Genomic DNA, 24,834 nt, shown 5'->3' with positions numbered 1-24,834 from the left:
AAAATCCATCTCATCCACACGAGGTGCGCCAGAAGTCACTGAAATCGTCTTTAAGATCTCTCGCTCTTCTTTGCTGAGTTCAATCCCAAAACAGTCAAGATTGCTCTGGATGCGAGAGGCTGTTACTGACTTGGGTAACGGTAAAAACTCTTCTGCCAAACTCCAAGCCAAGGCAATTTGAGCCACTGATTTCCCATGCTTAGTAGCAATTTCTTGGACTTCCTTCTGTTCAAACAACTCTCCTTGCCCAAATGGTCCCCAAGCCTCTAGGAGAATTCCCTTCTCTCTACAGTAGGCAACTACTTCTTCTTGATAAACCCCTGGCGCTAAGCGCACCTGATTAACCGCTGGAATGACTCTTGCTGTCTCAAGCAAAGCATCCAGATGGTGAGGGAGAAAATTACTAACGCCGATAGCACGAATCTTGCCTTCTTTGTAAAGATCCTCCATCGCTCTCCAGACTTCAGCATTGCGAGTTTTCCATTCGTCATTTTCTCTTAAAGGTTTTGGATTTGGCCAATGGATGAGATACAAATCTAGATAATCTAAGCCCAGTTTTTCCATTGATTCCTCAAAAGCTTGGCGAGCTTCTTCATAGCTGTGATTGGTATTCCAGAGTTTGGTCGTTACAAAGATTTCTTGTCGTGGAATACCACTATCTCGAATAGCGCGACCAACACTCTCCTCATTTTTATAGATAGCCGCAGTATCGATATGACGATAACCAGCCTTTAAAGCTTCTAAAACGGCTTGGTAGGCCACCTCTCCATTTTCAGCTTTCCATGTCCCAAATCCTAAAACTGGGATTGAAACTCCATTATTAAGGGTATAAGATTTCATCGTTTTTCCTTTCTATGTGAAGAAAATCTAAAGGAACAAAGTCCTGATTACCAGAACACTTGCTCCTTTAGATTTTAAAATCATTGATCACGATCATAATACATTTCGTGAGCTTTTAGACGTGAATTGAGCAATTCCGGAATAGTCACAAATGTATAACCTTGCTCTTTCAGATATTCTATAATCTTTGGAAGAGCATTAACTGTAGCGCCGTGAATATCATGCATAAGAACAATCGATCCATTACGAACTTGATGCTGAATCTCTGTTAAAATAGCAGATTCATTCTTGCTCTTCCAGTCCAAACTATCTACATTCCACATGATAAAGCTCAAGTCAAGACTGTTACGGATATCATCAGTAATAGCGCCATAAGGCGGACGCATGAGTTTAGAACTCGAACCTAAAACCTTGGTCAAGGCATCTTCCGTATCCGTGATTTGTTTTTTAGCATCTTCAAGAGACAATTTAGAAAGAACGGGATGATCCCAGCTATGGTTTCCCACAACATGTCCTTCCGATTTCATTCGTTTCAGAAGATCTTCATTACCCGCGATATTTTTACCAAGTACAAAGAAAGTCGCCTTTACATTGTACTTAGCTAATGTATCCAAAGCTTGCGTAGTTGTAGATGGATTTGGACCATCATCAAAGGTCAAGGCTACAACTTTTTATTTTTCTGAGCAAAGTAAGCTTGGTAAAGCTCAGCATCCTTTTCTAATAGATAAGAGGACTCCAACACATCAAAGAAACTGGATATTGGTAAAGCAATTTCCTCCAGAGTCTCCCCTGGATCAGCAGGATAAAGGATGAGTTGACTATCTTTATAATCAAAGCTCCATGACGACAAATCTTGGTCTGTAAAGGTTTTTAGGACCTGATCAATTTTTGTCTGGTCAAGTTTCTTATCTTCTTCTAGGGTTGCTTTTATTTGACTCAGCAAGAGTTCCTTAGCCTTGGTCGCATCTTTGAAAAGTTGACTAAGAGTAAAAGTTTTACCGTCTTCTGTCAAGAAAATTTTTCCTAAAGAAGTCTTTTCTTTTTCTTCAACCTTTGCTGCAGACAAATCGTAAACTTGCTTACTAATATTACGAGCCACAACTCCCTTTAGGACGGGATCCAACTGCTCCGTATAATAAAAAACCAAATCTTCTTTATCTTCCAGCTTTTCCTTAATATCCTGGTTGATCTTTTCTCTAACAGGCGCAATGACTTCCTCTCCTTGAAGAGGGTAGTAGACAATCACTTCAGCTTGACCTTTTCGGAAATGGTCTCTCTGACTGCCTACGTTGAATTGTTGATCTTTTTCATTTTTTAAGGTTTCAATTTTCTGTTCATAGGACTGTTTCTGCAAAATCTTGTAACCAATCGCGCCACCTAGGCAGAGCATAGCAAGACTTAAAATACCTACTAAAACCAGTAATACATTTCTCTTTTTATCGTGGGAAACACGCTTCTCTCTATTTTTCTTCATACCTCCATCATATCAAATCAGAACTATAATTTCAATGATAAATCGATATTCTTCTATTTTTGAAAGAAATAATAAAAAGCCTAGATGATCTAAGCTTTTCAGGTATTAGAAGCGAATCGCTTCACGTGTTTTTTCATAAGAAGAAACAAAGCGATTTGTGACTCCTGGTTCTGCAACTTCCAAGGCCTGAGAAATCTTCTCAAATGATGCCTTGTAGTCAAATTCTTTTTCAAAAATTTCAAGTGCTTCATTGAAAGCTTGCTGGATACGCTCATCAAATGAACGGTAACGGTTTGAATACTGCAAGAGTTGCTCCGTCAAGGTCGCGTATTGAACAATATTGTAGGTTTCTGTTTCAAGAGCCTCCATGTCATGGGTCGCAATTTCAAGAATTCGTTTAACTGATTCAATATTAACTTGTGCTTGTTCTAACTCTGCCATCAGATCTTCTGTGTTATGGCTTGCAGTGAAGAAAAGTTTCAAGAAACTTTGAGGAATACCCGGCAAGTTTCTCTTCTCCATGTAACGTTTGATAGTATGCAAACGGTTCACATAGACATTTGCTTTTTGACGAGCATTGATGTCATCTTTTTCGATTTGAGCTAGGCGTTCACTAACAGAAACTTGTTCGTCTTCAATGTCTTTTAGATTACTTTGAAGTGAACTAAGCTGCTCCTCTAAAACAGAGTAGGCTTGAGTAGGTTCTGTCTGATCTTCAGTTGCCTCTGTGATCGCTGTATCAAGCCCTGACAATTCAGCTTGAAGACGGCGGACATGGTTCCCATCACTTTCTGGGAGAAGATAAGTTTTATTCAAGCGTTCAAGGTCTTGAACCAAAACCTGATTATTTTCTTTCAAGTGATTGAGGTAGGTTGGAAGCGTTGAAAGGAGACTTTCAACGACTTTTTGGGCAGCTATTTCACGCGTGAAGATATCGTAGAGCGCATTAATCTCTTCTTGGATTTGTGTATTTTCATACTCTGCATTATCCAATTCCAACTGGCGGATGTTTTCTTGATTATTTTTCAAGGATTCATGTAAAAGTTGGAAGCGTGACTCGATGTCCGTTTCAGTGAAGTGATAATTAGCATCCAAGAGTTTACGGTAGCCTTCCTCCAAATCTTCCAATTGTTCTGGAAGTTCTGTTGACAAAGTCTTCACGAGAGATGGAACACGATCAACGATATGTGTCAAAGCGAGAATATGATTTTCAGTTGAATCAAGAATTGCTGCAGCTTCAACTGGGTCACCTGAAGAGTTCAAGGTTACAAATTGAGAAAACTCTGACTGGATATTTTCCAATTGTTTCTCAATTTCAGGAAGGGCTTTACCATACTGTTCCGAATTTTCTGCTACGGTATGTTGCAGATTTTCAAATAAGTCCAAAGCATGCAGAACACGTCCGCTATTCTTAGACTCTTGTTTTTCAAGCTCTGAAAGCGCATTGCGAATCGCCGCAATGTCTTCTTCAATTAAATCAATTTGACTTTCGATTTGATCGATTTGGTGAGTCGCTTTGAAAAAGCGAAAAGAATTATTATAGCCTTCAGCCTCAAACAGGTTATTTTCAATATCAGCAAATGAGTTAAGGGATAAATCAACCCATTTTTGATTCCATTCACGGAAGGTTACCTGACTTTGACCAATCAAATGCATGTTTTTAACCGCTTCAACCTCATCATTTACAGGAAGGTTGTAGAGTTCTTCTTTTCTTTCTTCGAGGGCCGTCAATCTACTTACATTACGCTTACGTAGGAAGATTGCCGCTACATAAGCCAGAATCAAAATGACTGCAATCGCAACCATTAGATAAATTAGTTGTCCATTAGACATATCAAACTCCTTTTATACTAGAAACAATCGTATTGATTATACCATATTTTTTAGGCCATGGGAACTATTTCCCACATTTTTTAGACGTCAAGGGTACTGTAAACGGCATTTTCTTCGATAAATTCACGGCGAGGTTCAACTCGGTCCCCCATCAACATATCAAAGATTTTATCTGCTTCGGCAGCATCATCTACCGAAACACGCGCCATCAAGCGATGTTCTGGATCCATGGTTGTTTCCCACAATTGGTGGTCATCCATTTCTCCCAAACCTTTATAACGTTGGATGGTTGGTTTTGAACGCCCTTCACTATGACGTGCTAAGGCTTCTTGGAGTTTAATTTCTTGATCCGCACCTGGCTGGATGTATTCTTTGATTTCACTTCCAACTTTTACTCCGTAAATTGGTGGTTGGGCAATGTAGACATATCCAGCTTCTAGAATTGGTTTCATGTAGCGGTAAATCAAGGTTAACAAGAGGGTTCGAATGTGGGCTCCATCAACATCGGCATCGGTCATCAAAACGAGTTTTTGGTAACGAGCCTTAGTGACATCAAATTCTGCACCAAATCCTGTTCCCATGGCTGTGAAGAGACTCCGAATTTCTTCGTTGGCAAGGATTTTATCCATGCTAGCTTTTTCAACGTTTAAGATCTTACCACGAATTGGCAAGATAGCTTGGAATTCACGGTTACGACCAGATTTAGCTGACCCACCAGCTGAGTCTCCCTCAACGATAAAGAGTTCTGTTTCAGCAGGGTTATTTGAAGAACAGTCTGCTAGTTTTCCTGGCAAATTGGAAATTTCCAAACCAGATTTCTTACGAGTGACTTCACGCGCACGCTTGGCAGCTACACGAGCCTTGGCAGCCAAAATCCCTTTTTCCACGATGCGCTTAGCAATCTGCGGATTTTCCATGAGAAAATCAGAGAAGGCATCGCTGAAGAGACGATTGGTAATCTTAACCACTTCGCTATTGCCCAGTTTGGTCTTGGTTTGTCCTTCAAACTGCGGATTTGGATGCTTGACAGAAATCACAGCAGTTAATCCTTCACGGACATCTTCCCCTGTCAGGTTGTCTTCATTGTCTTTTAGTAGCTTATTTTTGCGGGCATAATCATTGATAACACGTGTCAGCGCTGTACGGAAACCTTGCTCATGCGTACCACCTTCATGGGTGTGAATGTTATTGGCGAAACTCATGACGTTTTCGTGATAACCAGTTGTGTACTGCATGGCTACTTCAACTGTAATATCATCCATCTCACCGTCTGTGTAGATTGGCGTATCAAAGATCACATCCTTGTTCTCGTTGATATATTCAACGTAGCTAGCAATCCCACCCTCATAGTGGTAATGTTTGCTTTGTTCTAGACCTTCGCGCTTATCTGTTATTGAGATTCGAAGACCTCGGTTCAAAAAGGCTAGTTCTTGAATACGTTTGTTTAATTTGTCAAAATCAAAGGTCGTTGTTTCTGTAAAAATCTCTGGGTCTGGTGTGAAGTGAACTGTTGTTCCAGTTTTATCCGTATCTCCAACGACCTCAAGATCAGCAACAACATGACCACGACGGTATTCTTGGTAATGAATTTTGCCGTTTTTGTGAACATGAACATCTAGTTGCGTTGAAAGAGCGTTTACTACTGATGAACCTACCCCGTGGAGACCACCTGATACCTTATATCCGCCACCACCGAATTTTCCTCCAGCGTGAAGGACTGTAAAGACGGTCTCAACAGCGGGACGTCCTGTCTTTTCCTGAATGTCAACAGGAATTCCACGACCATCATCCACAACGGTGATGGAGTTATCTGGCTCTATAAAGACTTGGATGTGACTGGCAAATCCAGCTAGGGCTTCGTCAATTGAGTTATCAACGATTTCCCATACTAGATGGTGAAGACCTTCTTTTGAAGTCGATCCAATATACATACCTGGACGCATACGAACAGCTTCAAGTCCCTCCAAAACTTGAATTTGACTGGCATCATAATCCTGTGCCTGTTGATTTTTGATTTCTTCTGTCATTTTTTTCCTTTTTCTTACATGTCTATTGCTTGTCTCAATGTCGCAACGTTTTTAAAAAGATAGGCATCTAAGCCAGCAGCTTTACCTGCCTCTACATCAATATTTCTGTCACCAATGACCAAACCAGATGTAATATGATATTTATCACGTAAATAAATCATGGACTCAGGATCTGGTTTTCGTTTGAAGCCTGAACTGGCAGTCACTACTTCTGTGAAGTAGTTCGCTATCTGAGTCTTTGCAAGAAGTTCTAGAACTTGGTCATTTCGATGAGAAACTAAGAAATGACGGCCACCCTTGTCATAAATGTCTTTGAGTAGTTCTGGAATTCCCTCAAACAAAACTGGATACTCTAGCTCACGCGCTTCATTTTCTTTGTAGTTTTCTAAAAAATTCTCGATGTCTGGGGCAAACTTCTCAATGGCAAAAGCTGTCGAAACCTTCAAGGCTTCGTAAACACGGTCGTGCTCTTGCTCTATTCCGTATTGGGCTAAGGTTTCTACAAAGGCTGCTGTAGAAGTCTCATAATTATCCAATAGGGTACCACCTAAATCCCATATGTAGTCGTGATATTTCATACCCTTCATTATACCATTTTTTTATGAAAAAAGCGATGATTTCCTAGATTTTTCCAAGCAAAAACGAGAGCCGAACTCTCGTCTTACTGTTGATTTCCAAAGACATCTCGATAGAGCATGCCGACTCGTAAACTTTCAGCATCTCCTCCCAATTGCTCTACCAACTCATAGGCAAAGGCAAGTGCGGTTGACGGTCCTCGGCTAGTTGTTAGATTACCATCTACAACCACTGTTTGCTTTTGATAAATTCCGTCAGTAATTTGCTCCTGAACTCCGTCATAACAAGTAAAGTGCTTGTCTTTCAGGACACCTGCTTGATGGAGGGCGATTGGGGCTGCACAGATGGCAGCAATTTTCTTTTCTGCTTGATCAAAGGTTTTAATCTGTGAAATGAGGGCTTGATTGTCTCGTAGGTGAGCTGAGCCTGGCATGCCACCTGGAAGAACGACCAAGTCATAGTCGGACAAATCGCCATCAAAGATACGGTCGGCTTTTACCTGAATGTCATGCGACCCTGTCACCTGCTCTTCAAATCCTACCATATCACAAGAAATGTTTGCTCGACGCAAGACATCGACTACTGTCAAGGCTTCAATTTCTTCAAAACCCTGGGCTAAAATAACTGCTACTTTTGCCATAGTGGCCTCCTTATTTGATTTGTTTTAGGACGACTTTCTTTCGTTTGAATGGAACTTTTCCACTTTTCTCCTCCGCTAGGTTGGTCTGGTAACTCATAGATAAGAGGAGACCGACACCAATGAGGTTGCTAATAATTGCGGAGCCCCCTTGAGAGATAAAAGGTAGAGGAATCCCTGTCAAAGGAAGTAAGCCTGTCACGGCACCGATATTTTCAAAGATATGGAAGAGCAACATCATGATAAATCCAGTCGAAATGTAGGTGTAGAACTGGTTATTTGACCTGAGAGTAATCTTCAACATCCGATAGATGAGAAGTAAGTACAGGGCAACGACAAAGACCGAACCAATAAAGCCAAAGTCTTCAGCAATTACTGTGAAAATCATATCACTCTCACGTACTGGAATGAGGAGATTGGACACATTGAAACCTTGCCCAAACAAGCCACCACTTCCAATCGCAATTTGTCCCTGCGCCTGTTGGTAAGTCGTTGTTTGCGCGAAGTCAAAGGGATTGAGCCAAGCCAAGATGCGGTTGATCTGGTAAGTTGGCATCCCAATCTGATGTAAGAAGGCACGTCCATCCTTGCTTATAAAGATGGCCATGAAGCCTGCAACTGCAGTCACTCCTGTCGCAAAAACAGGAATGATAATCTTCCATGAAACACCTGAAAGGAGAACCATGCCTGCAAAAATAGCTACAAAGACCAAGGCAGTCCCTAAGTCACTTTGTAGTGCTAAGAGGATCAAGACTGGGATGGTAAAGGCAATCATCCAACCAATCAATAGGAAATCCAAGGGAATAGTTCGTCGCCATTCCTTGTGTTTTTGAGTGAATTGTACGATGACTCGAGCCAACATCAAGATATAGGAAATCTTCATGAACTCCGATGGCTGAAAGAGTGTCGTTCCACCAATTGATACCCAGTTTTTGGCACCTGTAGAAGCTACCAAACTCGGATTGTAGAAAACAAGAGGTAGGACCATCAAAGCTAGCCCTAGACCATAAAGATAGGGAGTCACCTTCCATAAAAACTCGGTATTGAAGAACATGACCACAAAACCAATGACAAGGCCCAAGGAAATCCAGGCAATTTGCTGGCCTAGTATTGGTAACACATTATTTGGATAGTCATGACTAACTGCTATATAAATGGCCACTACTCCAATCACCAGTAAACAAAACACTGGTAGGAGAAGGCTATAATCGACTCGAGAGTCGAAGGAACGTTTCATATTTTTTACCTCTTCTCTTTCTTGGATTTTTCTTTCATTCTATTGCGACGGAATTGGAGAAAATCAGCTACAGCAGGCTCTAGCCGTTCTCTAGAAAGAACCTGAACAGCCCTTTCTTTTGACAAGGCCTGAGCGATTTGTTTGCCGTAACGCTTGCTGACGACACGGCTGTCTAAGATTAGAGCAATCGAACCTTGGTCAGATCGTCTAACAGTACGACCCAGGGCTTGTTTTAACCGAATGATAGCCATCGGCAACTGATAATCATAGAAAGGATTTTTCCCTTCTTGGCGCAGTTCTTGGTTTAATTTTTTGGTTAAAGGTTCTTGGGGATTTTGGAAAGGCAATCTCGGAATTACTTGGATTACAAATGGATGGGTAGAAAAGTCAACTCCTTCCCAGAAACTACCTGTTCCAAGCAAGATTTGGCGTTCACCTTTTTCAAAACGTTTCTTCAGTTGGCTTGGTTCCCCATTTTTATACTGAGCTAGATGCGGTTGGTCGAGCAAGTCTGAAACTGCCAGCAACATCTCTTTTGAGGTAAACAAGACCAGTATGGGTTCTTGAAAGACTTGTAACCTTCGGATAACAGAAGCCACTTCACTAGCATAGTCAACAGGTGAAACTTCTGTCACAAGAGGAAAATCATCGACTAGAAAGACTTCTTGTTGCTCCTGCTTTACTACATCAAGCCTAACAAGTGGAGCATCTGGAAATCCCAATAAATCTGCTAAGGAAACCCGATTGCTGATTTCAAGAGTGGCCGATACTCCTAGGAGCCTGCAATCTTCTGGCAATAAGTCTGCTAGTATAAAGCGGCCTTTTTTACTTGAACAAATCAAGACATCCTTGCTCGATTTCTCTGCTGTAGCAAGCCAAAATTCACGGTCCGAGGTGAAAAAGTTTGCAATCTCTCTATACTCTGGGAGAGCTAACTCCGAAAAATGCTGGCGCAAGTGTTCGAGAGAATCCAACCACTTTCCATTCTTAAGACCTGATTGATACTGCTCCATCAAGTAACGACATTCAAAACCTATACTCTCAAGCAAGCGTTTCTGAATCAAATCTTCTTCTGACTCTATGGACTTATCAAGCTGGGTTACAAGTTCCTCAAGGCGATAAGCCTGCTGGGCCAGATTTTCAAGAGCTAGCAACATTTTTTGAGCTTCATCCAAAATTACCAAACGGTTGTCGACAAACTCTGGATTGTCTTCCAAACGAGTGACCAGATAGGCATGATTGGTTAAGAGAACGCGACTGGTCTTGGCCTTTTCCTGCCCTCGTTTCCAAAAATCCTCTGTAGCAAATAAGCTTTTCTTTGAAAGCTTGCCATCGTGGACTAGTTCTGGCAGAAAGTGTTGATAGCGATAAAGTTGCCCGATTTCGTCCAAGTCACCAGTCTCTGTCTCCGTTAGCCAGATGAGCAGTTGCATTTTAAAGCGTGTGAAAAGACGATTGGACTCAGATCGATGGAAAACTCGGTGAAAGGCATCCAGTTTCAAGTAATTTTGAGGCCCCTTGAGACTATGAATCTCCATATGGAAGACCTCTTTTAGGCGTTGACCTTCTTCTTGCATGATCTGATTTTGAAGAATTTTGGTCGGAACACTCACTAGGATACCTGCTTGACTCTCCAAATTCAAAGCTGGGAGGAGATAACCATAAGTCTTGCCCAGTCCCGTTTGAGCTTGGATAAAGGAAGTCTGGTGTTCTTCCAGTAATTGCTCAATCTTCTCCGCAAATTCCAACTGTTGCGGTCGCTCCTCTAGCCCCAATAAAGAAATATTTTTAGCAAAATCTTTGGATAACTTTCGTGGGACTAAGGCTTTGCTTTCCTTTCTCAGGAAAAGCCCATGAAGTTCCATCAAGTCTGGCGAAGATAAGAGAGATTGTTGCTGATAGACCTCCTCAATCACCAGATAACTTTCATAGAGAAGGTTGTCTGCAAGGTCTAACAAGCTTTCTAAAAGCCCTTTAGGTAGCTCAAAAAGTTTTTGACGCATGTAAAGCAAGAGTTCAGCTGTTGCCTGAGCATCTGACAGGGCAGTATGGGCATGTTCCAGCTCAATGCCCAACTCTTGACAAAGGATACCTAAGTTATACTTTTCAAACTGAGGATACAGAACTTGGGCAAGCTCAACTGTATCCACTCGCGGTGTACGCAATTCATATCCTTCAAAAAAGAGAAATTCTGCAAGAAGGTTAGCATCAAACTGTACATTGTGCGCAACAAAAATACCGTCCTTAACCAATTCAAAAATTTTTCCGGCCACCTGAGAAAATTCTGGTGCCGCAGCCAAACGCTGATCGGTCAGACCCGTTAATTCTTTGATATGAGAATCCAAGGGTTCGTGGGGATTGACATCGGTCGCATACTGATCGATGATGTCACCATCCTCAATCACCACAATGCCTACTTGAATAATTTTTGCCTTGCTTCCGGTGCTGGTCGCCTCTAAATCAACGACCACATACCGATCATTTCTCGCATTCATCATTAAAAATTATATCAAAAAAAGCATGATTTGACACCCCTCAACTTTGATAACAATCTCGCTTTAATTGCGAATTTGAGTAAAAACCAAGACCTTAAAAGTTAGAATTTCAAGCAAGTTCAGCAGTTGGTCGCTGGTTCTGAGGTATTTGAAAACTTTATCAACAAAGCTACATCAACATAAAAAGACAACCAAAATATTAGCTGCCTTTTTGAGATATTTTTTTCATTGCTTTCGAAAGAGCTTTACTAATTTCGGTAGGCAAGACAAGGTAGTTTTCTTGAGCAAGTTCTTGCGCGATAGCTGAATGAAGATGAGTCGCTACCACCACTCTCTCATAGAGACTGACTTGGTGAAACTGACCTGCAAAACCTGCAATCATCCCAGCAAGTGTATCTCCCATCCCACCAGTTGCTTGATAGGGGCCTCCGACTTCTAATTGATAATATTCAGGCTGACCGGCTTGCCAGATACGAGTCGCTGGACCTTTCTCAACTAAAATCGTCCCTTGAGGAAAAGAAGTCAAAGCACTAGCTGTTGTACCTTCGTTTTGTTTTTCAATCGTAATTCCAGACAGTTTTTCCCACTCCTTTTGGTGGGGAGTTAGGATAAGCTGGCTAGAAGGAAATGACAGACTTATCCTAGCGAGAATAGTCAAGGCACCTCCGTCTACAATCAAAATCTGATTCTGTCTTAAGCTAGCAAAGACCTGTTTGACTAGTTCTTCTCCAAAAGTATCGTCTCGTAAACCAGGTCCCAATAAGACAACTTCTGCCCTCTCCAATTGCTCTTTTAACAATTGCTGATCTTGAAGAGAGAAGGCCATAGCCTCAGGTAAATGACTGTATAGAGCAAGGATATTTTCCCTATCTGTTCCAACGGTCACCAATCCTGCACCACTTTTTACAGCTGCCAAGGCAGCCATGATGATGGCTCCACCATAAGGATAGGTCCCACCAAGCAAGAGCAGACGGCCATAGTCTCCTTTATGACTGGTACGAGAACGTTCAATAATGACTTTTTCTAGTAAGGCTTGATCAATCACTTTCATCGTTTTTTCCTCTCTATTCATTATACTATAAAGTTTATTGACCTTGCATCTTAAACATAAATCTCTTCCTTCATATAGAAAAAGAGGGGACAAAGCCCCTCTACGAAATATCTCTTTTTTCAAAGTCAATTAATTTCTTTTTTACTTTTTGCGACAAAGATAGCAGATAGAGCTAGTCCAACACTTGCCAATAAAATAGCTGTTTCTGACTGTTTCTCACCAGTTTCTGGCAATCTCTTGTCTTCTTTGGCAATTTGAACTGGTGCTCCTGGAGTCTGAGTTTTTTCTAACGAACTTAGCTTGAACTCTGGTTTCTCTACTGTCGGTGCTGCCTGGTCGCCTACTGTTGATAAGGGACCTGTGTAAGCTGGGAGCTCATGTTTCAAGGCCATAACGGAGTTGACTCCGCCCTGGAACTCTGGTTTTTCTACTGTAGGTGCGGATTGGTCACCTACTGTTGATAATGGGCCTGTGTACTCTGGAAGCTCATGTACCAAGGCTTCAACTGCATTGACACCACCTTGGAACTCAGGTTTCTCAACTGTCGGTGCCGCTTGGTCTCCGGCTGTTCCAAGTGGGCCTGTGTATTCTGGTACCTCATGCACTGCCGCTTCAACCGCATTGACACCACCTGTGAACTCAGGAACTTCAAGCACGGGTGCTGGTTCTTCACCCTTGCTTGATTGAACAGCTTCTTCCGTTAATTCTTGATAGAAGCTCGCCAATTCATAAAACTCAGCCTTGCCACCTTCCCAGACTAATTTGACGTCTAGAAGAGAGCCACCATTTCGGATAGCGAAGGTTTGGAGACTAGATGTAATGGCACCGAGGTCTGTCCAACTGTCTTGACCATCCTTGAGTGTTCTAGCAAGAACACGTGCCTTAGCTCCTTCAGGAAGACTGGAAACGAGACGAAGGTGGTTGGCATTGGTTGGCTCAGATAAGTGATAAACTAACTCGCCCTTGTCTTTTTCAGACTTGTAGCTGGTCAAGACTTTGCCGTCTACAAGATTATTATAAAGATTGCCTTGGCTTTCGCCACCATTTCCTTCTACAGTTGGATCATTGATTGGTTTGACAAATTCGCCATCGTTGATGACCAATTCTGTAAAGCCTACAAAACGAGCATCATAGTCTGCAGTATAGAGAACACGGAGATAGTTGGCTTTGACTGGTGTCGTCAATTCACCTTCGATGTAACGATTTCCTGGCATCTTAGAATCATGTGTCCAACCATCTGTCAGAGAATCATCGTGTTGGCTGTTGGCCACACCATCTCCCACTGTCACAACATCTGTCCAAGTTTTACCGTCTTGGCTGACTTGGATCTTACCATCACGAAGGTAGTTTTGAGTTCCGTCTTGGATATAGGCTCTGATCTTCTTGATGGTACGTTCGCTACCAAGCTTCAAGGTTACGTGGCCATCTTTATGGGCATAGTCTGAAAACTCAACGAAGTTATTGTAAACACCGTCAAATAGTTGATCTAGGTTGTTTAGTTTACGAACATCATTGCTGCCGTATGTTGGATGAATGCCCATAGTTGTAGATTCTAGTTTGGTTGGTTGCACTTCTTTGGTAGTTACTAGGAGTGAAGTAGATGGAACAGCCTGTTCTTTGTCTGTTTTATTCACAAGACGAACGTAACGTACCAAGTGGGTCGCTACAGATCTATCAGTCAACTGGCTAGCTGGTGTCCATTCTTGCGCATTTACAGAGTATTCTAGGCTGAGTGCTGAGTTAGCCTGACCTTGGAGCTGGATGCTCTTGACTTGATGGATACGATCAAGCTTCATACCTAGATAGCTATGAGCAGGGAGTTTGGTTCCAGCTGGAATTTGAAGCTCGTAACTGCCCAAGCTATCCACTACCGGCGTTTCCTTCAAGGCATCAATGTTGGTGTCTGTTAAGTCAAGATTTGGACTATCGACATCTACTGTAAATTCCGCAATTCTCCACCACTTATTTAAGGTTTGTGTATTGCGAATGCGAACAAAACGAGTTGTAAATTCTTGCACAATATCAGAAGTTCGTTGCCCTGATAAATTTTGAAGCGTTGTCCAATTTGTACCATCTGCAGAATATTCGATGACACCAGATGCTAGTTTGTCTCGTTCCCCTTGCATCAGATGAACTCGTTTTACTTTGTGCAGTCCACCTAAGTCCATTTGTACCCAGGCTTGCGCTGGTGTGACATTGGTCTGATCAACATGTGCCATCATGGATTCTGTGTTTTCTCGACCATCTTGCATCTGAACAACACTTGTTCCATATTTGTAAACAAGGTTTGGACTTAAACTAATAGTGCCCCTAACCTTCTTACTACCCAATTCTAGGGGTCTGTTAACAGCAATTTCACGCATGGCAAGCCAAGCATTATCCTTCTTAGCTGTTGCTATCATACGAACAGCTTGAGCTGTGATATCGAGGTCATTAAATTCCAGAATACGTTCTCTACCAGTATAAGCGGGGCTCGTTATGGCTACCCATTCTCCATGTTCATTTTGATATTCAACAAGAGCATTACTAAAGGTATAATTATCGGCCGTATTAGTACCCGTAGCGAAACCTAATTTGTGTATTTTAATTGCCTTATTAAAGCGCAAGCCTACATAATCGCCTCTCTCAATCACAATGGTTGTTTTGGCAATCACATGTGTATCAAAGTCACCATCTGTGACTTCTTTCAATCCGCCTTCTATTCCAGCACGATTCGTAATAAATGTTGTCACAAATTTATCTGGATTCAACATTGCTTGGATATGTAAGGCTAAGTATTCTTTGAGATTATTGATAAATGGTCGAATATGTTGGACACCAAATTCTGCGTATTCATAATGGTCAACGTAAAAGAAGGCATACTTAACTGACTGGTCATAATGTTTGACTCCGGCCTGATAATACTCCCACACCTTGGCATCATTCTTTTCAGTAAGACCTTCTGTAGCTGTTAGGAAAGCTTCAAGCGCGTTCATTTGATCTACTGTATTCTCTAACCAATAGTGAATTTGTTCGATTAATTTCTGATCACCTTTTTCTTTAAGTAATAGAGCATTGGCTTTCAAACCAGCAAAAATTTCCCTCAACTCTTTTCTTTCAGTATCCAGATTTTGACTAGATTTGAGTTTGTTATAGAATTCTGTCAATTTTGGAGCCAATTCTACAGACTCTTCTAATTTAGTGACATGGGGAGGTCTATTTTGATTGCGCATGTGTTTTCCGAGTTCTCGAAAAGCCTTCGAAACACTGCTTTCTTCAAAATGATCATTAACTACATAGTTAAAGGCCATATCGTTGATTTGTTCTGCTTCTTCTACACTTCTCCATTGTTTCCATCCATACTGAGCCATATCAAAAAGTGCCACTTTAGATGCTTCAGATTGTTGCATTGGATTTAGCATAATTCCTTGTGCAAGTGATAAATCAACATTTGGATGTAAGAATTTTTCACCACCTCCAAGAATTAGGTGGGGTTTTGTATTATCATTACATGGCCAGTTAATCCAGAACTGAATTGGACGGTAAGTCTTACCACCTTCTGTTAAATTTTTCTTTAAGTTCGTTAAGAATGTTTGGTCAACAGCCCCCCAGACCTTTCCACCAGTAAGAGTTAAATGGACATTTTCAGGAAGATGTTCATTCAAGGTTCGAAGTTCAGCTTCAGTTCCTTGCCCCATGTACCAGGCAGGAACAAAAATCATATCTTTACGGAGACCACTGTATGTTGTTTGTTTTTCAGTCAACCAATTTGTGATATCCTTCATCAAGCGAACATAACTATGGTAACCACCAACTGGGCTTGGTGCATCATCTGCAAGCACACCAAATTCACGCACTCCCACGTCCAACAACTGAGTAAACTTAGCCTTTATGGTTGCAAGATCAGCCTGGTAATGCGCTTCATTGCCAAAGCGGATACGATTGTTCATAAATGGATGGATGGTCCAAACATAACGTGTTTTCGTTTGATTACCGACACGTGCAAGTTCTCGGATTTCAGCCAGTTTTTCTTCTGGGTAAAGTTCACGCCATTTCTTATTGTGGTATGGATCATCTTTTGGTGCGAAATAGTATTGAGTTAACTTCAATTCACTTCCATAACGCATCAATTCTTTACGATTTTCATTAGACCATGGATTTCCATAGTAACCTTCGATAAACCCACGGTTCTTGATTTCAGCGTAATCTTCCACTGTCACATTGCGAAGGACTGGCACTTGACTTTCCTTGAGCATATGTTTCAAGGTTGTCAAACCATAAAAGACCGCATCTGTGTCTTTTCCGACGATGGAGATAGAGTTGTCCTTGATGGTCAGAGCATAAGCATCAATTTTGTCAAAGAGACCCGCGGAAACCTTGGACAAGTTTTGTTCTGCTTGTGAACCTTGTCCATGCACTCCAAGATAGATATTAGTTGCGCCAGAAACGGCCGTTTTACTAGTTTTGTAAGATACTTGATTGTCCTGCAAAACGCTCTTCAAGCGATTGCGAGTATAGATATCGAGTTGATCGCCCATTACCAGATTGACTTGCTTACGAAGGGCTGTGACACCTTCTCCATAAGTCACTTTTTGTGGAGTTGGAAAGACCTTGTACTCTTTTTTGAGATAGTCTGAGCTCTTGCTGGCAGCTTCAATACTGGCTTCGCTAGCTGGTTTGCTTGCCGTAAATTGATTGGCCAATTCAACTGTTCCATCACCTGTTTGCTCTACTTTTGGAGTTTCAGGTGTAATTGGTTGACTAGGTTTAGCGATTTCTTTATCATTTTGTCCTCCACTCATGGCTTCAGACGGCTTTGTTTCATTCTCTGGAATTCCAGGTGCTTCAGCTGGTTTAAGATTATTTGTCGAATCAGTAGAACCAATCGTTCCTGTAGTTTCTCCATTTCCAACTGTCGAGCTAGCTTCCTTCCCAGCATTTTCTTCTGCTTTCTTCAAAACTGCTGCAAGTTCATCAGGTAACTTTTCCAATGGCTGAGCTTGAGTTATAGTTCCCTCTTTATCTCCTACACTACCTGTTTCTGCTGCCTCTACTAAATTAACACCAAAGATACTGGCACCAATCATAATAGAAGCTACTCCAATAGCGAATTTACGAATACTGTAATGACAACGTTTATTGAAAAAATTTTTATCCATCTTTATCTTATCTCCTTTCATCCAAACACGAAAGTAAACGATTCCATTTTTACTAGTAAAGACGGAGAGGCCTAATCGGTCCTCTCCATCTCTTCAACTCATTTATCGATGTGATTTTTTATCATCGACCAAGCTATACCAATAGGATAGCATTAGACGCACAAACTAATCCTCTTTTCGTTTTGCAGTTAACAGGGCTGCTGACAAGGCCAAGCTAACACCTGCCAAGAAAATGGCTGTTTCAGATTCTCCCTCACCTGTTTCTGGTAATCTATTTTGCTCTTCTTTTACTACTGAAACATTTGGTTTTATAGTCTGGTCATGAGCTAATAGCTCTACTGGATAATCTGGTTTTTCAAGAACAGGCGCTTCCTCATTTCCTACCGTGGCTAGAACACCATGATACTCTGGAAGTTTATGTTCTAGAGCCATTACAGCATTAACGCCACCCTTAAATTCAGGTTTCTCAACGCTTGGTGCCGCTTGATCTCCTACAGTAGCAAGAGTTCCTGTGTATTCTGGAACTTCGTTTACTGCTGCTTCTACAAAGTTAGCACCTCCTTTGAATTCTGGAACTTCATTGACTGCTGCTTCTACAAAGTTAGCACCTCCTTTGAATTCTGGAACTTCATTGACTGGAGCTGGCTCCTCGCCTTTACTACTTGAAATAGATGCTTTCACTCCTACTTCAACAATGCGATCCTGAGCCTTTCTTTCTTCAGAATGAACAAGATTTCTAGTAGTACCCAAAACTTGAATATAATCAACTTTTTCTCCATCTTGTCCTTCAGAAACGATACGACGTTGACCTTGAGCAAGTTCAGGGTTTTCACGAATAACTTCTTTAAACGGAAGCGGAGTCTTTTCAATTTCCAAACTTGGAGTTTCTGCTACTAAGTTCTTAACGCCTTCTGTTGGTGTTGTTTGGAAGGTAGACTTAAAGTGTAAACGATATTCTTTCACCAGATTTCCATCTTTGGAAACAAGACGAACTAGTGTTGGAAGATTGGCATTTCCAGAATCCACAACTGTAACAACTCCATGTCCACTAGTTGTTGCAGTGACTTTTGGTTTTGAACCCATTGTTGTTAGAGTATAATCTGTCACATTTGGATCAAAGTTTTCCAATGCTTTTCCGTCGATCGAAATAGTCGCTGATGGTGTTTCCACTTCTGATCCCTTGCCTGCAGAGTAGGCTGTAAATTCTACAAGTGCAAGACCATTGGTGGTAGCCTTACGAGTCATGCGCGCACGAATAGCTGTCGTTTGAACCGGTTCAAAGTTAAACTCGATTGGTTTACCAGCTACTAATTCTCCAGAAGCTTTGTAAGAAATTGGTGCCCAATTTTCTGCCTTGTTAAATGGATGATCGGCATTTTCTTCGTAACGAGAAATCGTACTTGGTTCTGTAAAAGCAGGACCAATATATCTTTCTAGAACCATTTTCTCTGGAGCATCTGTGCCACTATCTTTAAAGAACTGAATGGCTACTTTCCCAATAGATTGAGAAGCAATTTTTCCATCCTTCTTAAAGAGTAATCCAACAGAAGTTTCTTGATTTTTCGGAGTACGAGACCAGTTTGTCCAACGTCCATCTTCATTGTATTTTCCATCATTGATATAGAAAATTCGATCATGTGAAGCTGCTTGAGTATCGTTCGTTGTCGAAGCAAAGGCTTTAGAATCAGTTTCATTGTTGCTTGGATTTTCTGAAATGACTTGATTGCCTTTAGAAACAACTGTCACCTGCATTTTAGTCGTTAGATTTGTACCAATGACATGACCGGTAACTTCAAATGTTCCCTCATGCTCTGTCGCATGTTCAGGAATAGCATCCCACTTCACTGCAAGTTTATCTGTAGTCCAATTAGTTGAAGTTGGATAATAAACACTTACTTCTGAAGGAAGTTGAAGATTGTCTCCAACATTCAAGATTTTAGCACTGTTTTCTGCAGCAAGAGGTTGACTAGTTTCTCTCTCATCATTGCGGAAAATTCGATATTCTTTCAACACCGTACCATCTTCTGCTTTCAAGATGAGACGTGTTGCACCTTTTGGACTTGTTGCAGGAACAACTGTTACCAAACCATTATTGCTAGCTGTTGCTATGATTTCTTTGCTAGATTGAGGAATATAGTAATCTGTCTTAGATGGATTAAAATGTTCAAGATCCTTGCCATCTACCTTGATAGAAATCTCTGAACTTGTTTCACTTAAGACCTTGTTTCCAAGCACAGTTAGCTCTGTCAGACCAACACCTGATGTTCCATCTGCTTTCTTCATACGAATACGAACAGCGTAGGTTTCGACCTTGTCAAATGTGAAGTGATTGGTTTGAGTTGCAGACAGCTGACTTGGAGCATGTAAGTTTTCAACTGCTTTCCAATTGTCTGGATTATTAAATGGATGATTGCTATCTCGTTGCGCATGACTGACATCACTTGGTAAATCTGGAATTTCTTTACCTACATAATATTCAACTACATATTCTTTTGGAAGACCAATTGCTCCATCAGTATAGAAATCAACCGACAAATTGTTGACAAAACGCTTCGTCAAGTCTCCTGAATTACCAAATAAGATAGAAGCCCAGTCATTATCAGTATTTGTTCTCCAAGTAGTCCATCTATTTTTAGCATCTGATGGCGTTCTTGATACAGTCAAATCGTTCAAGGTGTTGGCTGTGTCATCTCCTCCTGTATTGGATACAATGGCAGCTGGTAATTGTGAACCTGTCCATTGTTTAGAGATATTATTTCCAGCAACCACTTGACTAGACACTCGAACATGAGCTTTAGTTGTCAGATTGCTACCTACTAAACGACCATTGATTTCATAGACCCCTTCAGTTTGACTAAAGTTGGCTGGAACCTGATCCCAAACAACATCTTTGTAGATAGTTGTTCCGTTAGAATGGTAAGCCCGGACATTAGCTGGCAATTGAACCGTCTCACCCTTAGGTACTGTGAGACTGATTTCCTCAGCAACTTGCAATCCTTCAACCGTTACAGTCGCTTGAGCTTCAATATCTGTGCCTTCCACATGTCCTTTAAGCGTAAAGCTATGATAGTGCCCCAACTCTTTTTCATCTACCTTATCCCAAGCTACAGATACTTTGCGTGGCAAGCCCTTATCAAATTCTGCTCCAACTTCTTTAGGTAGATTCGGTTGCTGATTGATATCTGTAGAAACAGACACAGGATGAAGTTTCACAATCTTCTTGCTGACTTTATTTTCTTTAATCACCACTTCAGTGGTTACAGATTCTGTTTTCTCTGTTTGATTATCGATTCGAGGTGTCAAAGTCACTCTTCCCTTAGTATAGAGCAATAGATTCTGACCATTCACCTCAAGATGTCCCCCATCAGATGATTTAGCTTCTAAGTGAATATCTGAAGCCGAAAACTCTGTTTGCGAACCATCCTCATAACGACCAATGACGTGATAAGTTAATACTTGATCTTCAGTGGCAGTTTCTTTTCCTTCTACAACCACTTCCAAACGTTTCAAAGCAGGAGCTTCCTTCACAAACTGAATTAAGTAAGTTTGAACCAAGTCACCCTTTTGGTCACTCAAGAAGACAGAAGCCTGATAACCATTATCAGCAGAAGCTTGCTGAACAGTTACTTGATATCCGGTAGTCTGAGCTCCAACACTTGGAATAGTTGCAGTGTAAGGAAGGGATACACGGTAATAGGTCTTGCCAGACTCAAAATTCTCAAGAGCTTTATCCCCAACAGTAAGTCCTGTAATGCTACTTGTTGTTTCCTTACTACTTGCGATAAAGGTTGCAGTCACTTCACGGTCATCATCTACCAATTTACCAGTAGCCTCCGTACGTCCACCTTCCTTGTTCAAAGCAGCAGGGTCTTTCAAGGTCCAAGAAACAACATCAGTATCAATCAAGCTACCATCTGTCAGAATAGCTGTGACCGTTTTATCCAAATCAGCCGCATTCGTTCCAACTGGGACTGTAGCAACTTTTGGTAACCATCTATCTAAAGCAATCACTTTAACAAGTGCCTCAGCTTTAGTTTCCAAACCTTCTACACGTCCAGATACTTTTTTCTCACCTGCGCTTGTAAGCAAGTCAGATGGCATTTCCCAAGTTACAGTCTTTTCCTCAACACTACCGTCACTATAAATAGCTGTTACTGTTTGAGGTAATTCAGGATTTGTCGTCACATCAGTTGTTGCTTTTACAGGAGCAAAGGCTACAAAGTGACGATTTTCTTTCTTACCAGACACCGTTGCGACCGTTGCGCTATCAGATGTCAAACCAGCAGAATCTGCATAAAGAGTAAATTTACCTTCTTTTTCTGTTGATTTTACAATGACAACCCCTTTACCATTGAAAGCACGTCTTTGCCATGTTCCATCTGCTTGAGCTTTGTAGCGTTCACGACTAGCTTGTTCTCCATTATCCACACCAACGATTTGTCCCTGACCATGAAGATTGAAATGAACAAGATTGTTAGCTGTAGGAACCACATTACCATCGCCATCAACAATTTCATAATGGATGTAGGATAGGTCCTTTCCATCTGCAGTGATAACATGCTCTTCTTTAGTCAGACGAACTCTTGCTGGCTCCCCAGCAGTTGTCACACTATCACGCGCAATTTCGTTGCCATTTTCATCTCGAGCAATCGCAGTCAGTGTGCCTGGTTGGTATTTCACAAGCCACTCAAGATACAATTCACTTGGTTTAGCTCCCTCATGATATGGACGTCCATCTTCTGTCCTTTTCTTAGTAAATTCCTTTTTACCAAGCGACTCTCCATTTAAGAACAATTCGACGCTTGCAGCATTTGAGAAGGTACGAACCGGAACCTTTCCATCAATCAGCATCTTGCGATCCTTAAGGGTCTCTTCAGTCCAGTTCCAATGTGGTAAAATGCGAACAGTTGGCTTTTCTTTAGCACTATACCATTCACTACGGTAAAGGTAGAAATCATTCTTTGGTAAACCAGCTGTATCAATAATACCAAAGTAAGAGCTCTTGACAGGTGTACTATCTTGGTTATGCCATGGAGTCGGTTCTCCAATATAGTCAATTCCTGTCCAGATAAATTGTCCAGCATAGCCAGCACGATCACGGTCAAAAGTCCATGATTCAGTAGCTGTTCTTCCCCATCCAACACGGTCATTACCATAGTCAGATTGTTCATAGTGACGATTTGGACGATTGTCATGTCCAAGGATTTGAGCAGGGTTATAATAAGAATCACGCGTCCTAGTAGCTGAAGAAGTTTCAGAACCATAAATGAGCCAGTCTGGATGCGCTCTACGAACAGCATCATAATTACGTTCACCATAGTTCATACCGACAGCATCCATAATTTCTGCGAGTTGCAAGAAATCACCTGTCGCCGCACGACTAAATTTGTTTTCCCCCATGGTTACATAACGCTCAGTATCAATCGCTTTGATAACTGCCTTCAAGCGTTTAGCAGTTTCGATAGAACGAGGACTACCATTTGCCTCCTCTACCTCATTTCCAAGAGACCACATGACGATAGACGGATTGTTCTTATCACGTTCTACCATTGTTCTGAGATCAAAATCAGACCACTTCTCACCCTTCTTAGCCTCCGGATGAGTTGCATCTTGATCAAAGAACCGTCCATAGTCGTAAGTCTTCTTGCCACCATACCAAGTATCAAAAGCTTCCTCTTGAACCAAAAGACCTAAACTAGCTGCAGCATCAAGCAACTGAGGACTCGCTGGATTATGGGTTGTTCGAATAGAGTTAACCCCCATATCTTTCAAGAGTTTTAATTTACGATAGGTAGCCTTATAATTCTCTTCTGCCCCCAAGGCTCCATTGTCATGGTGAATACTTACTCCGTGGAATTTCATGCGTTCACCATTCAGAGAGAAACCTTCCTTAGCAGTCCAATTGAAATAACGGTAACCAAATGTATCTTCTGTTACATCAACTAGTTGACCTTCTTTATAAACCTTTGTTTTCAACACATACAGTTGAGGATGATAACTTTTTGTCGTCCAAAGAGTTGGTTTATTAACTAGGATTGTTTGTCTGAAATCTGCAGTTTCATTTTCTGCTAAATTCTTCGTTTCAGAGCGGACTAATTCTGAAACAACCTTACCTTCCTTAGTAAAAATTTGTTGTTCCACAAAGACTTTAGCAGCCTTCTTATCCGTATTTTTAATCTTACTTTGAACCTGTGTTTCAACATTCCCTTCTTTTTGCTCAGCAAGTTTTGGAGTAGTGATATGATTACCATTTTCGGCAACATGGACTTTATCACGATAACTAAGGGTTACATCACGATAAATCCCACTTCCTGAATACCAACGACTACTTGGTTGCTTATTGGTCACTTGAACAGTAATTGAATTTTCACTACCATCCTTGTTTAAAAATTCTGTGATATCATATGAAAAATGATTATAGCCACTTGGATAATGTCCGACAAATTTACCATTTACATAGACCTTTGAATCCATGTAAACCCCATCAAAATTGATACGAACATCCTTATTCTTGTCTGCTTCGTCTAATGTGAAAGTCTTACGATACCAAGCTGTTCCACCATTTAACTGCCCACCTTCATTACGAGCGGGAGACTTGTGATCAAAGTCAAAATAAATACTCCAATCATGAGGAAGATTCAATTTAGACCAATCATGAACATCCACATCTTTTTTTGAAAAATCTCCTTGGGCATTTAGTTTAAAATACCAATCTTTATTAAAATCTTGTTTTCGTTCCGATAATAGCTGTTTTTCCTTTTCAACTTCGGCTTTGTTTGACTCTCTAGACAGCACTTGCGATTTTTCAGAAGAAGGTTTAATCTCTGTGTCTGCTTTCACTTGGTCCTTTTCAGAAGTTTTTTTAGAATCCTCTTTCACTTCTGTTCCAGCTGTTACTGCAGATTCAACAGGCTTTGGATTTGCCTCTTCAGATTTCTGTTTGTTATCAGCCTTGTTTCCTTCTTCTACTTTATTTGGAGTTTCCCCTTTAGGACTAACCAATTCACGACTACTCTCGTTAGTAGGTGTAGTAGGTTCTGTATCCTTAGTCACTTTGTCTTCTGCCGATTCAGCTTTTGGTTTTACAAACTCACGCCCACCATTCTCATCAGCCTTTGCAATAGCAGCTACCACATCATCGGGAAGCTTATCTAAAGGTTGAGCTTGATGAACAGTTGTTTCTTCTGTTTTAGCATTGGATGAAGCCACCTCCTCAGCTTGTACAGCAGAAATACCAAATATACTAGCCCCAATCATTACAGATGCCGCACCTATTGCAAATTTACGAATGCTATAATGACAACGTTTATCAAAAAGTCTTTTGTTCATTAAAATCCTCATTTCTTTTCCTTGATACAAAGTAAGCGTTTACTTTGTTTTAAAAAATAACCTCCTTCTGAATACACAAACAAGTACCAAGTTTTATAATATATTTTATATATTAAATATATCAAAACGCACCTTAAATTGCAATTATTTTCCATTAATTTAACCCAATAAAATGATATATAAGAAGGGGTCATTTA

At 41.0% G+C, this 24,834-nt stretch carries 9 protein-coding genes and 3 pseudogenes; all 12 read right to left on the bottom strand.

Going from position 1 to position 24,834, the window contains the following annotated elements; translation table 11 throughout:
- Positions 1–840: aldo/keto reductase (locus tag SORDD05_RS00345; protein WP_061416479.1), on the bottom strand; the 840-nt coding region annotated here is incomplete at its 3' end.
- Positions 841–920: 80 nt separating this feature from the next.
- Positions 921–2,314 (bottom strand): annotated as a pseudogene (pgdA, locus tag SORDD05_RS00340) (peptidoglycan-N-acetylglucosamine deacetylase PgdA).
- A gap of 105 nt (positions 2,315–2,419) precedes the next feature.
- The gene (ezrA, locus tag SORDD05_RS00335) at positions 2,420–4,147 is read right to left on the bottom strand and encodes a septation ring formation regulator EzrA (RefSeq protein WP_000064795.1); all 1,728 of its coding nucleotides are present in this window, start codon (positions 4,145–4,147) and stop codon (positions 2,420–2,422) included.
- An 80-nt stretch (positions 4,148–4,227) separates the two neighbouring features.
- Complete coding sequence (gene gyrB / locus SORDD05_RS00330; RefSeq protein WP_000134069.1) at positions 4,228–6,174, bottom strand: DNA topoisomerase (ATP-hydrolyzing) subunit B; 1,947 nt, start codon at positions 6,172–6,174, stop codon at positions 4,228–4,230.
- Positions 6,175–6,188: 14 nt separating this feature from the next.
- Positions 6,189–6,752, bottom strand: coding sequence for an HAD-IA family hydrolase (locus SORDD05_RS00325; protein ID WP_061417764.1), 564 nt, complete (start codon positions 6,750–6,752; stop codon positions 6,189–6,191).
- Between the two features lie 83 nt (positions 6,753–6,835).
- Entirely contained in the window at positions 6,836–7,390 is a 555-nt protein-coding gene (locus tag SORDD05_RS00320; RefSeq protein ID WP_061416477.1) for a DJ-1 family glyoxalase III, read from the bottom strand.
- A 10-nt stretch (positions 7,391–7,400) separates the two neighbouring features.
- Positions 7,401–8,624, bottom strand: coding sequence for an FtsW/RodA/SpoVE family cell cycle protein (locus SORDD05_RS00315; protein WP_007517506.1), 1,224 nt, complete (start codon positions 8,622–8,624; stop codon positions 7,401–7,403).
- A 5-nt stretch (positions 8,625–8,629) separates the two neighbouring features.
- A complete protein-coding gene (locus tag SORDD05_RS00310) occupies positions 8,630–11,119 on the bottom strand; it encodes a bifunctional DnaQ family exonuclease/ATP-dependent helicase (RefSeq protein ID WP_061417761.1) in 2,490 nt (829 codons plus the stop codon).
- A 199-nt stretch (positions 11,120–11,318) separates the two neighbouring features.
- A complete protein-coding gene (locus SORDD05_RS00305) occupies positions 11,319–12,170 on the bottom strand; it encodes an NAD(P)H-hydrate dehydratase (protein WP_061416475.1) in 852 nt (283 codons plus the stop codon).
- Between the two features lie 125 nt (positions 12,171–12,295).
- Positions 12,296–16,921, bottom strand: a pseudogene (locus SORDD05_RS00300) (SIALI-17 repeat-containing surface protein); the annotation flags it as partial.
- Positions 16,922–17,200: 279 nt separating this feature from the next.
- Positions 17,201–17,308 (bottom strand): annotated as a pseudogene (locus SORDD05_RS10320) (YSIRK-type signal peptide-containing protein); the annotation flags it as partial.
- Between the two features lie 165 nt (positions 17,309–17,473).
- Complete coding sequence (locus SORDD05_RS00295; RefSeq protein ID WP_061416473.1) at positions 17,474–24,637, bottom strand: SIALI-17 repeat-containing surface protein; 7,164 nt, start codon at positions 24,635–24,637, stop codon at positions 17,474–17,476.
- Positions 24,638–24,834 lie beyond the last annotated feature (197 nt).

It is taken from the genome of Streptococcus oralis, assembly GCF_001578705.1.
Classification (GTDB): domain Bacteria; phylum Bacillota; class Bacilli; order Lactobacillales; family Streptococcaceae; genus Streptococcus; species Streptococcus oralis_J.
The sequence above is the reverse complement of the archived record's forward strand: the minus strand, read 5'-3'. Positions and strand labels throughout refer to the sequence as shown.

Excerpts from the sequence above, each read along its gene's own strand:
- SORDD05_RS00295 (WP_061416473.1), bottom strand. The coding sequence starts at position 24,637 with ATGAACAAAAGACTTTTTGATAAACGTTGTCATTATAGCATTCGTAAA.
- SORDD05_RS00305 (WP_061416475.1), bottom strand. The coding sequence starts at position 12,170 with ATGAAAGTGATTGATCAAGCCTTACTAGAAAAAGTCATTATTGAACGT.
- SORDD05_RS00310 (WP_061417761.1), bottom strand. The coding sequence starts at position 11,119 with ATGAATGCGAGAAATGATCGGTATGTGGTCGTTGATTTAGAGGCGACC.
- gyrB (WP_000134069.1), bottom strand. The coding sequence starts at position 6,174 with ATGACAGAAGAAATCAAAAATCAACAGGCACAGGATTATGATGCCAGT.
- SORDD05_RS00320 (WP_061416477.1), bottom strand. The coding sequence starts at position 7,390 with ATGGCAAAAGTAGCAGTTATTTTAGCCCAGGGTTTTGAAGAAATTGAA.
- SORDD05_RS00325 (WP_061417764.1), bottom strand. The coding sequence starts at position 6,752 with ATGAAATATCACGACTACATATGGGATTTAGGTGGTACCCTATTGGAT.
- SORDD05_RS00315 (WP_007517506.1), bottom strand. The coding sequence starts at position 8,624 with ATGAAACGTTCCTTCGACTCTCGAGTCGATTATAGCCTTCTCCTACCA.
- ezrA (WP_000064795.1), bottom strand. The coding sequence starts at position 4,147 with ATGTCTAATGGACAACTAATTTATCTAATGGTTGCGATTGCAGTCATT.